The 13,431-nt window shown below is 60.6% G+C and carries 11 protein-coding genes; 3 read left to right on the top strand and 8 right to left on the bottom strand.

The features are described 5' to 3' along the window. The first annotated feature begins 74 nt into the window (after positions 1-74). Together lldD and AACV02_RS24095 are read left to right on the top strand one after the other, a co-directional pair. Positions 75-1,217 carry an FMN-dependent L-lactate dehydrogenase LldD gene (lldD, locus tag AACV02_RS24100; RefSeq protein WP_119742408.1) on the top strand — a complete coding sequence of 381 codons (1,143 nt, stop codon included), beginning with the start codon at positions 75-77 and terminating at the stop codon, positions 1,215-1,217. A gap of 281 nt (positions 1,218-1,498) precedes the next feature. Further along, the gene (locus AACV02_RS24095) at positions 1,499-2,428 is read left to right on the top strand and encodes a GGDEF domain-containing protein (protein WP_106576562.1); all 930 of its coding nucleotides are present in this window, start codon (positions 1,499-1,501) and stop codon (positions 2,426-2,428) included. A gap of 22 nt (positions 2,429-2,450) precedes the next feature. Here the strand turns inward: AACV02_RS24095 and AACV02_RS24090 are convergent, their stop codons facing one another. The 7 genes from AACV02_RS24090 to AACV02_RS24060 form a co-directional block, all read right to left on the bottom strand. Continuing rightward, positions 2,451-3,224, bottom strand: coding sequence for a TenA family transcriptional regulator (locus tag AACV02_RS24090; protein ID WP_234452688.1), 774 nt, complete (start codon positions 3,222-3,224; stop codon positions 2,451-2,453). Positions 3,225-3,301: 77 nt separating this feature from the next. Continuing rightward, on the bottom strand, positions 3,302-5,776 hold the full coding sequence (locus tag AACV02_RS24085; RefSeq protein WP_119742406.1) for an EAL domain-containing protein: 2,475 nt from the start codon (positions 5,774-5,776) through the stop codon (positions 3,302-3,304). 195 nt (positions 5,777-5,971) lie between these two features. Further along, positions 5,972-7,774: an ABC transporter ATP-binding protein gene (locus tag AACV02_RS24080; RefSeq protein ID WP_119742404.1), complete on the bottom strand. Its 1,803-nt coding sequence runs from the start codon at positions 7,772-7,774 to the stop codon at positions 5,972-5,974. Continuing rightward, on the bottom strand, positions 7,767-8,369 hold the full coding sequence (locus AACV02_RS24075) for a DsbA family protein (protein WP_177410076.1): 603 nt from the start codon (positions 8,367-8,369) through the stop codon (positions 7,767-7,769). Before AACV02_RS24075 ends, AACV02_RS24080 begins: the two co-directional genes overlap by 8 nt. Before the next feature lie 36 nt (positions 8,370-8,405). After that, positions 8,406-9,347, bottom strand: coding sequence for an oxygen-dependent tRNA uridine(34) hydroxylase TrhO (trhO, locus tag AACV02_RS24070; protein ID WP_119742402.1), 942 nt, complete (start codon positions 9,345-9,347; stop codon positions 8,406-8,408). A 189-nt stretch (positions 9,348-9,536) separates the two neighbouring features. Next, on the bottom strand, positions 9,537-9,830 hold the full coding sequence (locus AACV02_RS24065) for a BolA family protein (protein WP_106576556.1): 294 nt from the start codon (positions 9,828-9,830) through the stop codon (positions 9,537-9,539). 6 nt (positions 9,831-9,836) lie between these two features. After that, positions 9,837-10,355, bottom strand: coding sequence for a DUF2059 domain-containing protein (locus AACV02_RS24060; protein WP_003236690.1), 519 nt, complete (start codon positions 10,353-10,355; stop codon positions 9,837-9,839). Positions 10,356-10,548: 193 nt separating this feature from the next. Here AACV02_RS24060 and AACV02_RS24055 point away from each other — a divergent pair, with 193 nt between their 5' ends. Next, positions 10,549-11,937 carry a class II fumarate hydratase gene (locus tag AACV02_RS24055; RefSeq protein ID WP_119742400.1) on the top strand — a complete coding sequence of 463 codons (1,389 nt, stop codon included), beginning with the start codon at positions 10,549-10,551 and terminating at the stop codon, positions 11,935-11,937. 414 nt (positions 11,938-12,351) lie between these two features. On the opposite strand, the gene AACV02_RS24050 is transcribed toward AACV02_RS24055, so the two are convergent. After that, the gene (locus AACV02_RS24050) at positions 12,352-13,308 is read right to left on the bottom strand and encodes a DMT family transporter (protein WP_119742398.1); all 957 of its coding nucleotides are present in this window, start codon (positions 13,306-13,308) and stop codon (positions 12,352-12,354) included. Between the last annotated feature and the right edge of the window lie 123 nt (positions 13,309-13,431).

Raw genomic sequence — 13,431 nt, 5'->3', positions numbered from 1 at the left:
GCGATAAAAGTTGTTTTTATCATGCCAGATATTTCCTTATGCTGAACCCACCTTGCCTTGTGGAGACACTGTTGATGATCATCTCGTCCGCTTCCGATTACCGCGCAGCCGCCAAGCGCAAGCTGCCGCGCTTTCTGTTCGACTACATCGACGGCGGCGCCTACGCCGAGCACACGATGCGCGCCAACAGTTCGGACCTGGCCGAGATCAGCCTGCGCCAGCGTATCCTGCGCAACGTCGACAACCTGAGCCTCAAGACCCACCTGTTCGGCCAGGAACTGGTCATGCCGGTGATTCTGAGCCCGGTGGGGCTTACCGGCATGTACGCGCGGCGTGGTGAGGTGCAAGCGGCAAAGGCAGCGGCGAACCAGGGCATTCCGTTTTGCTTGTCGACGGTGTCGGTGTGCTCGATTGAAGAAGTGGCATCGCAGAGCCCGCAGTCGATCTGGTTCCAGCTCTATGTGCTCAAGGACCGTGGATTTATGCGCAATGCGCTGGAGCGCGCGCAGGCTGCCGGGGTCACCACACTGGTATTCACCGTGGACATGCCGACGCCTGGCGCGCGTTACCGCGATGCCCACTCCGGCATGTCCGGGCCGTTCGCGGCGTCGCGACGCATGCTGCAGGCGGTCACCAAACCGCAATGGGCCTTCGACGTAGGCCTGATGGGCCGCCCGCACGACCTGGGCAACATCTCAAAATACCTCGGCAAGCCGACTCATCTGGAAGATTACATCGGCTGGCTGGCCAACAACTTCGACCCGTCGATCAGCTGGAAAGACCTGGAGTGGATCCGTGAATTCTGGAAAGGCCCGATGATCATCAAAGGCATTCTCGACCCACAGGACGCCAAGGATGCGGTGAGTTTCGGCGCCGACGGTATCGTGGTCTCCAACCACGGCGGCCGTCAGCTTGATGGCGTGCTCTCTACCGCCAGAGCCTTGCCGCCGATCGCCGATGGGGTTGGCGATGACCTGACGGTACTGGTCGACTCGGGCATCCGTTCCGGGCTGGATGTGGTGCGCATGCTCGCACTGGGTGCCAAGGCCTGCCTGCTGGGACGCGCGACGGCCTATGCATTGGCTGCCGATGGCCAGCACGGCGTTGAAAACCTGCTGGACATCTTCGCCAAGGAGATGCGCGTGGCCATGACACTGACCGGCGTGACGTCGATTGATCAGATTGACAGCACTACGCTGGTTCAATCAGCCAAATAACTGACGTCAGTAGCCAACGACTGTTTTTACTCTGTAAAACGGTCGTTGATTTATAAGGAGTTTTATTAAGTTAAACGAAATGGCATGAATCTCGCTCTAATTCCTTTCAAGCAGGTTAAGCGATGACAAGACGTGCGGCAGTACCCAGGGGTTATAACCCCTGGTAAAGCGGTTTAAACTGTTACCAATGTTTTACGGAACTGAAGGAACAGTAAGACGCTTGGCACTCGCCACTCTCACGCAGCCTGTAAGACAGTTAAGTGCTTAGAGGCAGATAGCTTATGAAAACACCGACCCAGACTCACGCAATTGACTTCGACAGTGCCAAATTGCAACGCCTGGGCTTTGGTCAGCCGTCCCTCCTACCACCCCGTCGACCAGCGTCGTTCGCCCAACTTCGTCAGCAATTGAGCCAACAATTGCAAGTCAGCCTGGAGCCCCAGCGGATCCTTGGGCTGTTCTTTCGCGAGATTCAGCGCCTGGTGCCTTTGGATGCGTTGCAGTATCGCCACGAAGCCAGCGACCTGCGCCTGGAATTTGGCCATCGCGGCCACCACTCGGTGAGCTATGCCTTGAGCCATGAAGGTGAGCACTTGGGCGAGCTGATATTTCGACGCAATCAACGCCTGCTGGAAGACGAACTGGTCCAGCTTGAAGCGCTGCTGGCGACGTTGCTTTATCCGATGCGCAACGCCCTGCTCTACCGCGCCGCCACTCGCAGCGCTCTGCGTGACCCGTTGACCGAAACCGGTAATCGCGTCGCCATGGACCAGACCCTGCAACGCGAGATCGACATGGCCCGGCGGCACATGAACCCGTTGTCTCTACTGATGCTGGATATCGATCACTTCAAGAAGATCAACGACACTCACGGCCATGCAACCGGCGACACCGTACTGCGCGCTGTGGCCGGGGCGATCAAAAGCCAGCTGCGCAATGTCGACATGGTGTTTCGATTTGGCGGGGAAGAGTTTTTGATCCTGCTCTCCAACACCGGCCGGGACGCGGCAGGTATGGTCGGCGAGCGCCTGCGCAAGGCGGCACAAGCTCAGGACTATTGGGCGGATACCACGCGGGTCGAGCTGACCGTGAGCCTGGGGTGCTCGACGCTGTTGGCCGCAGAGTCTGCCGAAAGCCTGTTGCGCCGTGCCGACAACGCTTTGTACGTGGCCAAGCGCGAAGGCCGCAACCGCTTGGCAATGGCGGGGTAAACACCCCGCCATCACGCTTACATCACGCCTCGCTGGCGACGCGAACCTGACGCTCGCGAGCGGCCGCAGGCGCCTTTGCTTTTTCGTTCTCCAACCGCATGCAGCTTTCCAAGAACAGATACATGTAGTCGTAGCTCTTGCATACCGCCTGGCGCAGCTCTACCTGCAGGGCTTTGCTGGGGTTCATCCCGGCCAGGGTGCAGATGATTTCCAGCGCTTCCCATGGGTGGGCGTCGTCATACTGCGCGTGCATCTTCAACCACTTCATGGCGCGCTTGCGGTCTTCCTCAGGGAAGGCTGCCGCGTACACACCGGTCGAGCACACCACCGCTGACCACTCCCCGGTTGCACCTTCGATCGCGTAGTTGGTTGCGGCAATCGCGACAATCAACGAATCGGCCGAGCTGGTATGCCAGCACCAATGGCTCAGTGCGTGCAGTTCAGGCGGTACGTTCTGCGCTTGCAGCTCTTCGAGGCTGACGCCGTGGGCGCGGGCCCAATGCACCCAATAGTCGGCATGGTTGAGCTCCACGCGAATATTGCGCATCAACCACCGGCGCGCCATATCCTCCCCAGGATGACGGGCAAACTTGGTCTTGGTCAGGTTTTGTGCCATGTACAAGGCAAACTGTTCCACCACTGGCCAGCCACCGATCAGGTAATGGCGCATGGTCTTGGCGCTGAGCGTGTTGTCACGCATGCGCTGATACAGTTCGTGTTCGACAACTCGGCGCTTGCTCTCGCTACAGTCCTGGATCAATTGCTGCGCCCAGGCGGGGTAACTCGAGGCTTCCATAAGCGGGCCGGTTCTGTTGAATGTGTCGATCACTGTAAGGCTCCTTTTTAAGTGTGATTGTACAGACCAGCAAAGTTTCAGCGGAATGTGCCGGGCGCCTTGAACAACAGAGGCTGCGGCCGCACAGGTCGACACTGCAAGCTATCAAAGGTAAACAATTGCGGGCGTTCAATCAGGTAGCCCTGAGCGTAATCCACACCTATCTCCAGTAACGCCTGTTCGATTTGCGGTGTTTCAACAAACTCGGCAATTGTGCGCTTACCCATGACATGGCCGATGTGGTTGATCACTTCGACCATAGCGCGGTTAATCGGGTCGTCCAGCATATCCTTTACGAAACTTCCATCGATCTTCAGGAAGTCTACAGGTAAATGTTTCAGATAGGCGAATGAGGACATTCCGGCACAAAAATCGTCGAGCGAAAAATGGCAACCTAAGGCTTTGAGTTCATTAATAAAGCGAATTGCACTGCCCAAATTCGCTATAGCGCTGGTTTCGGTTATTTCAAAACAAATCATTTCAGGCGGAATGCTGTAAGCCTCGAATTTTTCACGTAAAAACCCAAGAAAATCGTCATCTCCAATAGTTATCCCTGACAGATTTATCGCACACATGGCCATAGGTCGGCCTGCACGCTCATGCATGCAACGGGCGATGATCTCGAATACGTTTTCTACCACCCAGCGGTCCAGTGAAGTCATTAAACCGTAACGTTCGGCGGCCGGGATAAAGCTGTCGGGAAGGATGATACGGCCGGCCTCGTCGTGCAGGCGCAGCAGGATTTCAATATGGCCATTGCCGCCATCGGTTTGGCCCAGCGGGGAGATTTCCTGGGCGTAGAGGCAAAAGCGATTCTCCTCCAGCGCCATGTGCAAGCGCTGCACCCAAGCCATCTCGCCAAAACGCAGGGACAACTCCGAGTCATCCGCGTGGTAGACCTGCACACGGTTGCGGCCCTTTTCCTTGGCCATGTAGCACGCCATGTCGGCGGCTCGCAACGAGGCTTCCAGTGTGGTCGGGGTTTGCGAAATGTGCACCAGACCAATACTGACGGTGGTCATGAAGGGCCGCCCCTTCCACACAAAATGCAGGCTTTGCACGGTGTGGCGCAGGCTCTCGGCGATCTTTTCCGCCACAGGTGCCGGGCAGTTCTCCAGCAGAATGCCGAACTCGTCCCCGCCCAGCCGCGCCAGCGTGTCGCCCTCACGCAGGTCCGATTGCAGCAGCGCGCAGATGTGGCGCAGCAATTCGTCGCCCGCCGCATGACCGCAGGTGTCGTTGACCAGCTTGAACTGGTCAAGGTCGAGGAACATCAACGCATGCCGCCCGCTTTGCTGGCGCCCTGCCGGGTGCAGCACTTGCTCAAGGCGATACTCGAATTCGCGGCGGTTGGCCAGGCCGGTCAATGCATCGTGGGTCGCCTGCCAGGAGAGGTTGGCAATGTATTGGCGCTCCTGAGTCATGTCGTGCAGCACCAGCACCGCACCGCTGACCTTGCCTGCACTGCGGATCGGCGCGCCCACCAGCGTCACCGACACGGTACTGCCGTCCAGGCGCTGGATCAGCTTCGAATGTTCGCTGCCGCCACTGAGCCGGCCCTTGATGATGTGTTCCAGCAGCGTAAAGCCGTCCGGCTCGGCGTTTTCGTCCAGCAGCTTGAACAGCGCCGCCAGGGGCAGCCCTTGGGCCTGCGATGAGCGCCAGTGAGTCAGTGCCTCCGCCGCGGGGTTCATGTAGGCAATGGCGCCGTCGACGTCGGTGGTGATCACGCCGTCGCCGATCGACTCGAGGGTGATCTGCGCTCGCTCCTTCTCCACCTGCAAGGCGTCGGCGAAGGCATGACGCTGGGTCAGCAACTTGTGGGTGCGCAGCAGGGCCAACGCGATCAGGCCCAGTGCGGTGGCCAGGTTAGTGATCAACAGCAGGCGCAGGATGACACGCGAGCCCTCGCCCAGGGCATCACTGAAGGCTTTGGCAGCCGGCGTGACGCCGTCGTTGATGGCGTTGATGCGCGTTTTCCAGGCCTTCACGTCGGTGCTGCTGGCCTGGTCAGCGCTGATCGCCCGATGCATCGTGCGCGCCAGGTCATCCAGTTGCACCAGGTAACCATCGCCCACGGTCCACAGCTCGATGGCTTTTTCCAGATAACTGAAATGGCGGAAGTTGAGGTACAACCAGATCAGGCTGGAAACGTCATCAGGGTGGTTGCCGCCCTTGAGGATACCCAGGCGCGCGGCAGTCAGGTCGGGCGTGGGTCGGTCAAGGGCAATGCGCAATTCATGCCCGCCCTGGGGCACGGCGATGGCTTGCTGGTATTTGAGGTAAGTGGCCGGATCGCGGTTGTCGGCATAAAGGGTCAGGTAGTAGATCGCATCTTTCTGACCCTTGGACCACAGGCTTTCACCGGCCACATAACCGCGTACTGCCGAGAGCATGTACAGGCTGACGCAACCCAGCAATGCCTGGAACAGGACTACCGCGATAAACGGCCAGACGATGCCCAACAACCGAGGCGTACTTAGCGTCGTTCCGAGAGTGCGCTTTTGCTTCATGAGGTCCCTTGCACAAGCACCACCAAAAACAGGCGAGTGATTAACGCTCCTGACAGCACAATCTTGGCTAAATTCGCTCGATCCGCTCAAGGGCGTCGGGTCGATTCAGCGCCTGAACCTCGAACGGCGCAGGAAAGCCGCTATTTCCTGGGGAGACTCTCGTACCTGCCAGAGTCAATCATTGCAAACCCAACGTTACCGAACTTGCTGCAAATGCCCGTAGAGCTTGGCGTACAGGCCACCGTCGGCGATCAATTGCTGATGATCGCCATCCTCGGCGATGTGCCCGCCATCAAACACCAGTACCCGGTCAGCCTGTTTCACCGCTGAAAGCCGGTGCGCGATGATCAGTGTAGTACGCCCACTGAGAAACCGCGCCAGCGCCTGGTGCAGGTTGTATTCGGTGGCGGCGTCCAGGGCGGACGTGGCCTCATCCAGAATCACCACTTTGGGCTCGGCCAACACCATTCGCGCGATGGCCAGGCGTTGACGCTGACCGCCGGAAAACCGTACGCCGGAGCGCCCCACTACGCTGTCCAGCCCCAGCGGCAGTGCCTTGACGGTAGCATCCAGCTGGGCGATTTCCAGTGCCTGCCAACAGGCCTGATCGCTGCGGGTGCGACCCATGGTCAGGTTGGCGCGCACGGTGTCGTTGAACAACGCCGGGTGTTGCAGCACCACGGCGACGTTTTCGCGGATAGTCGCAAGCCCGATTTCCTGCTGGGTGGCCCCGCCGAAGCGAATGCTGCCGGCTTGCGGCGTATACAGCCCCAGCAGCAGTTGCACCAGGGTACTTTTGCCGCCGCCGCTGGCGCCGACAATCGCGACCTTCTCACCCGGCGCAATGGCCAGGTTCAACTGATCGAGCACCAGCTCGTCGCCGTAGCCGAAATTCAGGCCACGCACCTCGATGCCGACAGTCTCACGCCCGGTGAACGGGTCTGCGCCGCCGGCATACTGCGGCTCATCGGCGCGCGCCAGCAGCTCGTTGATCCGCGTCAGCGCCCCGCCTGCCGCGTAGTAAGCGTATTGCAGGTTCAACAGTTGCTCCACCGGCCCGATCATGAACCACAGGTAGCTGAACACCGCGAGCATCTGGCCGATGGACAAGTCGGAAAACAGCACCGTGAGCATCGCCGCAGCGCGGAAGATGTCGATGCCAAACTGAAACAACAGGCCACTGGCACGGCTGGACGCGTCGGTTTTCCATTGGGAGTGGATCGCGTAGTCGCGCACTTCCTGGGCGCGCTGGCCGAGGCGTCCGAGAAAAAAGCCCTGGCGGTTGCCCGCACGCACTTCCTGGATCGCGTCGAGGGTTTCGGTCAATGCCTGGGTAAAGCGCGACGTGCTGTCGTTTTCAAGCTTCTTCAAGTGTTTGACGCGTTTGCCCAGCTGTACCGTGGCGTAGATCACCAACGGGTTGAACAGCAGGATCAGCAGCGCCAGCTGCCAGTGCATCCACACCAGAATCGCCGAAGTGCCGACCAGCGTGAGCATGGCCACCAGGAAGCGGCTGAGGGTCTCGCCGACAAACTTGTCCAGCGTATCCAGGTCGGTGACCAGGTGCGTGGTAACCGTGCCGCTGCCCAGGCTTTCGTATTCGCCAAGGGAAATGCGCTTGAGCCGCTCGATCAGGCGCACGCGAATGCGGTAGACAATGTCCTTCGCCAGCCGCGCAAACAGCCGCGCCTGCACCACGTTGAATACCAGTGCGCCGCAACGCAGGCACAGCGTCAGCAACAGCATCAGGCCGATATAACCGGCAGCCTTCTGCCAGCCCAGGGGCAACACGTTGTTCATCACCTTGAGCGCGGCATCGCCACGGCCAAGCAACACTTCGTCTACCAGCAGAGGCAACAGCAATGGAATCGGCACGCTGCACAAGGTCGCCAGCACAGCGACGCCGTTGGCAATCCACAGCGATTTTTTGTGGCGCAGGGCCAGGCGGCGAATCTCCGCCCAGGTCAGTCGGTCGGTACGGTCGGGCTGGTCATGCACAGGTGGCTCGCTCCAACCAGCGGGCGAGCAATGGCGACAGCTCGGACAGCGGCTGGTAGCCGTTGGTCAACAAGGCCAACTGACCGTTCCGCTCAGCCAGCAGGGTCGGGAAACCGGCAATGCCCAGATCCTGCACCCAGGTGAAATCAGCGGCCGTCGCGGCGTGCTGCTCGGCGCGGTCGAACGCGCCGGCAAACTCGATACGCGGGATGCCCGCCTCCTCGGCCAGTTCTACCAGCACGCTGGCCAGGGTCACATCGCGGCCCTCGACGTAAAACGCGCGCTGGATCAGCCCCAGCAGCTTCCACGCGCAATCCGGCGCCAGGCTGCGCGCCGTGACGATGGCGCGGCACGCGGGCTCGGTGTCATAGACAAAACCATCGGGCAGCGCGCCTTCACGCGTGAACGGCTGACCGGTAGCCTCGGTGACCGCCTGCCAGTGCTCAAGGATGTAGCGCCGGGTGGTCGGCTCCAACGCCGCGCCACTGCCGGTACGCAAACCGCCCACCACCAGGTGCAGCTCCACGCCCGCAGCCTGGGCCTGCTCGACCAACGCCTCGGCCACCGGGGCAAAGCCCCAGCACCAGGAACACATCGGGTCCATCACATAGAGCAGGCGCGCGGGCATGGGTCAGGCCTCGGAAGGGGTTTGCTTATAGTTGAAGCCAATCGGGTGCGGCATATTGCGGGCCTTGGCCAGCTCGATCTGCTTTTGCCGGTCAATCGCGCTGCGACGGGTCTTCTCCGGCAGCTTATCCCAGCAATGCGGGCAGCTGATGCCAGCCACATAGTGCTCGGACGCTCGGTCTTCGACGCTGACCGGTGTACGGCAGGCATGACATTGATCGTAGTCGCCTTCGCTCAAGTCGTGGCGCACAGTCACGCGGTTGTCGAACACAAAGCAGTCGCCCTGCCATTTGGTCTCTTCCTGCGGCACCTCTTCGAGGTACTTCAGAATGCCGCCCTTGAGGTGGTAGACCTCGTCAAAGCCTTCGCTGAGCATGTAGCTCGACGCCTTTTCGCAACGAATGCCGCCGGTGCAGAACATGGCGACTTTCTTGTGCTTGGCCGGGTCGAAGTTGGCTTTGATGTAGTCGGGAAATTCGCGAAAACTGGTGGTTTTCGGGTCAATCGCGCCTTCAAAGGTGCCAATGGACACTTCGTAATCGTTACGGGTGTCGATCAACAGCACTTGCGGGTCGCTGATCAGCGCGTTCCAGTCTTTGGGGTCGACGTAGGTGCCGACTTTTTTGTTCGGGTCGACGCCTTCGACGCCCAGGGTCACGATCTCTTTCTTGAGCTTGACCTTGGTGCGGTAGAACGGCTGGTCATCGCAGTACGACTCTTTGTGGTCGATGTCGTCCATGCGTGGGTCGTTCTTCAGCCAGGCCATCAGGCCATCAATGCCTTCGCGGCTGCCGGAAACGGTGCCGTTGATGCCTTCTTCGGCGATCAGCAACGTGCCTTTGATGCTGTTGTCGACCATCGCCTGCAGCAGTGGCTCGCGCAGGGCGACGTAATCTTCGAGGGTGACGAACTTATACAGTGCCGCCACGACAATCGGTTGAGTCATGGGTGTTCTCTCCAGGTGGCTACCCTCGTAAGGGGTGAACCGGATAACGGCAGCTGCGAGTTTTTAGCCGCAAGCTGCAAGTAAAAGCAAAAAAAACGCGCCGACTGGGCGGCGCGTTGGGGATTGTAGCAAGAAGGCAGCTGCGAGGGCTCTAATCTTGTCGCTGGCAGCTGACAACGTGTGGCTGCTTCAATGCCCTCCGGCGCAGGTCGGCGAGGCCGGGGCTGCGTCGATTTTCGCCCATTCTTCAGGCGTGTAGGTATGCAGCGCCAACGCATGAAACTCGCTCATCAGGTCACCCAGCGTGGCGTAGACCGTCTGATGGCGCTTGACGCGGTTAAGCCCCTCGAACTGCTGGCTGACCAGCACGGCCTTGAAGTGGGTCTGCAACCCACGGCTGTGCATATGGCTTTCGTCCAGCACGCTCACGTGTTGCGGGCTCAGGGCGGCGAGCGCCGTTTCGATACGCTGTTGCATGTTCATTCCTGCTTACTTCTTCTTGGCCGGTGCGGCGGCTTTCGGCGTCAGCTCGTTGGTCATGTCTTCCAACAGCTTGTTGACTACCGGCACAGCGCTTTCCAGCTTGGCCTGGGTCATCTGGGCCGACTGCTGGGTCAGCTGCGGCATTTTTTCCAGGACTTTCTTGCCCAGTGGCGACTGGTAGAAGGCAACCAGGTCCTTGAGTTCGGATTCGCTGAAGTTGGTGGTGTAAAGCTTGACCATGTCCGGTTTCAGCTTCGGCCAGCCGATGGCCTGGTCCAGCGCGGCGTTGGCCTTGGCCTGGTAGCTGTCCAGTACGGACTGCTTGGCAGCAGGCGCCTTGGTCTGTTCGAAACGCTGGGCGAACATTTGCTGCACTTGCATGTACACCGGGGTACCCAGCTTGTCAGCGTGGGCCAGGGTAAGGAAGGCTTCGGCACTGGCGTTATGGCTGGCGGTATCGGCAAAGACTTGGCCGCTGGCGCAAACCAGAGCAACCGCGGTACAGATGGCACGAAGACGAGTCATCGAGTTTCCTTTTCTAGCAGGCGAGGTAAGACCCCAAGGGCGACCATTCTGCGCCTAAAAAACCTCGCGGCTCAACCCCAGGCCTTGTTCGGCCTGGATTTGCAGGGCTTGCCTGCGATGAAAAGTCTTTTATGGAACCCCCAAGGCCCATCACGGCCTAAACTGCGCAAACGAACCTGAAGGAGTGTGCCCGATGAGCCGTATCGAAACCGACAGCCTGGGAGAAGTGCATGTCCCGGATGACGCTTACTGGGGCGCGCAGACCCAACGCTCGCTGGTGAATTTCGCCATCGGCGAGCAACGCATGCCATTGGCTGTGCTGCATGCCCTGGCCCTGATCAAGAAGGCAGCGGCGCGGGTCAACGACCGCAATGGCGACTTGCCTGCCGATATCGCCCGCCTGATCGAACAGGCCGCCGATGAAGTGCTCGACGGTCAGCATGACGACCAGTTCCCACTGGTGGTCTGGCAGACCGGCAGCGGCACCCAGAGCAACATGAACGCCAACGAAGTGATCGCCGGCCGCGCCAACGAGCTGTCGGGCCAGCCCCGCGGTGGCAAAAGCCCGGTGCACCCGAACGATCATGTCAACCGCTCCCAAAGCTCCAACGACTGCTTCCCCACCGCCATGAGCATCGCGACGGTGCAGGCGATCAACAAGCAACTGTTGCCGGCGATCACCAACCTGTCAGGTGGGCTGGCGGAGCTGTCGGCGCGGCACATGAAGCTGGTCAAGACCGGCCGCACCCACATGATGGACGCCACGCCGATCACCTTTGGCCAGGAAGTCTCGGCGTTTATCGCCCAGCTCGACTACGCCGAACGCGCGATCCGCAGCGCCCTGCCCCCGGTGTGCGAACTGGCCCAGGGCGGCACCGCCGTCGGCACCGGGCTCAACTCGCCCCACGGCTTTGGCGAGGCGATTGCTGCCGAGTTGGCCGCCTTGTCGGGGCTGCCCTTTGTGACCGCCCCGAACAAATTCGCCGCCCTCTCCGGCCACGAGCCGCTGGTAACCTTGCACGGCGCGCTGAAAACCCTCGCGGTGGCGCTGATGAAAATCGCCAACGACCTGCGCCTGCTGGGTTCCGGCCCGCGCGCCGGGTTGGCCGAGGTCAGGTTGCCAGCCAACGAGCCGGGCAGCTCGATCATGCCGGGCAAGGTCAACCCAACCCAATGCGAAGCGCTGTCGATGCTGGCCTGCCAAGTGCTGGGCAATGACGTGACCATCGGCATAGCCGCCAGCCAGGGCCACTTGCAGTTGAACGTGTACAAGCCGGTGATCATCCACAACCTGCTGGAATCGATCCGCCTGCTGGCCGACGGTTGCAACAACTTCCAGGAACACTGCATTGCCGGCCTTGAGCCGGATGCCGAGCAAATGGCCGAACACCTGGAACGCGGCCTGATGCTGGTGACCGCGCTCAACCCGCACATTGGCTACGACAAGTCGGCGCAGATCGCCAAGAAGGCGTATGCCGAGGGCCTGACGCTGCGTGAAGCCGCGCTGGCGCTGGGCTTCTTGACTGATGAAGAGTTCGACCAGTGGGTACGCCCGGAAAACATGCTCGAGGCCGGCCACTGACCTCAGGTTTTTGACTCGCTTTTGATCTGCTTTTGATCCAAGTCGCGCCATTAACCACGCTGGCCGCACGCAGGCTTGAATCCGTGGCTAACCCGGCAGGACGCCGGGTTAGCCACGCTGGGCCGAGGATGGCCCAGCGCGGCGGCCCACGGATTCAAGCCTGCGTGCGGGCACACCGAGCCTAGGCGAGGTGCCGAGTGGTGAGGCGAGGACCTTTTGCTTACTTTTGGGTCCTTCCAACAGTGAGCCGCTATAAGCGCGCAACCAATAGCAGCCGTTACCGCAGAAATGGATAGGTACGCCGACTAATATCCCAGTCAACTGACATACCGCCATCGCAGGCAAGCCAGCGCCCACTTTTAAACCGGTTTACCACCCTAAAGCCGCGGCGGCGACTCGGCCGCCACGCCGGCATCAAGACGCCAGCCGCACCCGCCGAGCCCTGAGCCCCGCCAGCAACGACGGCGCCAGCGCCACCGTCGCCGACCCCAGCACCACCACCAGCGCCCCGACGTAGCCCAAGGCGTTGATCTCTTCGGCCTGCACAAACGCCGGCCATAGCCACGCCGCCAACGCCACCGCCACAAACGTCACCAAGGGCGTCAGCGCCAACGTCGCACTGACCCGCGAGGCCTCCCAATGCGCCAACGCTTCGGCAAACGCACCGTAAGCCACCAGCGTATTCATGCAGCACGCCAGCAACAGCCAGCCTTGCAGCGGGCTCAACTGCAGCGCCTCCAGCGGATGCGCCCACGGCGTGAGCAACGCGGCGCACGACAGGTAGATCACCATCATCACCTGCAGCGAATTCCACACCGTCAGCAACTGCTTCTGGCCCAAGGCGTAAAACACCCAGATGGTGGTGGCGAGCAGAATCGTCAGCACCCCGGCGGTGTAGGTGCCCAGGGACGTGAGCATTTCCACCAGGCGTTGATTGAAGAACAGCCCGAAGCCGATGATCAACACCACCAGGCCAACACCCTGGCCCAGGCTGAAACGCTCCTTGAACACAAACACGCTGGCGACCATCAGAAAGATCGGCCCCATCTGCACCACCAACTGGGCCGTGCCGGGGCTGAGCATTTTCAGGCCTACCAGGTACAACACGTAATTGCCCACCAGCCCGCACACAGCCATGGCTACCAGCCAACCGCCTTTTGGGCCGAGCACTTTGCGGCTGGGCAGGCGTTGGGTGATGGCCAAGTAGATAAACAAGCAGCTACCGGCGACAACCAGGCGAAACCAGGTGACGGTGACCGGGTCCATCACCAGCAACACTTGTTTGAGTTTGATCGGCAGGATGCCCCACAGGAACGCGGTCAGCAGGGTCAAGCCAAAGCCATAAACCCAGCGGCCGGAAGAGATGTGCATGAGTGCCCCGAATGCCTGAGGAAGTGGAGGCAGCATTCTAGGGGCAAGCGCACGAATTGGGATACGACACAATTCAAATGTGGGAGCGGGCTTGCTCGCGAACGCGGTGGGTCAGCCTTGCAT

Origin of the sequence: Pseudomonas sp. Larv2_ips (assembly GCF_963879675.1) — a bacterium.
Taxonomy (GTDB): domain Bacteria; phylum Pseudomonadota; class Gammaproteobacteria; order Pseudomonadales; family Pseudomonadaceae; genus Aquipseudomonas.
The sequence above is the reverse complement of the archived record's forward strand: the minus strand, read 5'-3'. Positions and strand labels throughout refer to the sequence as shown.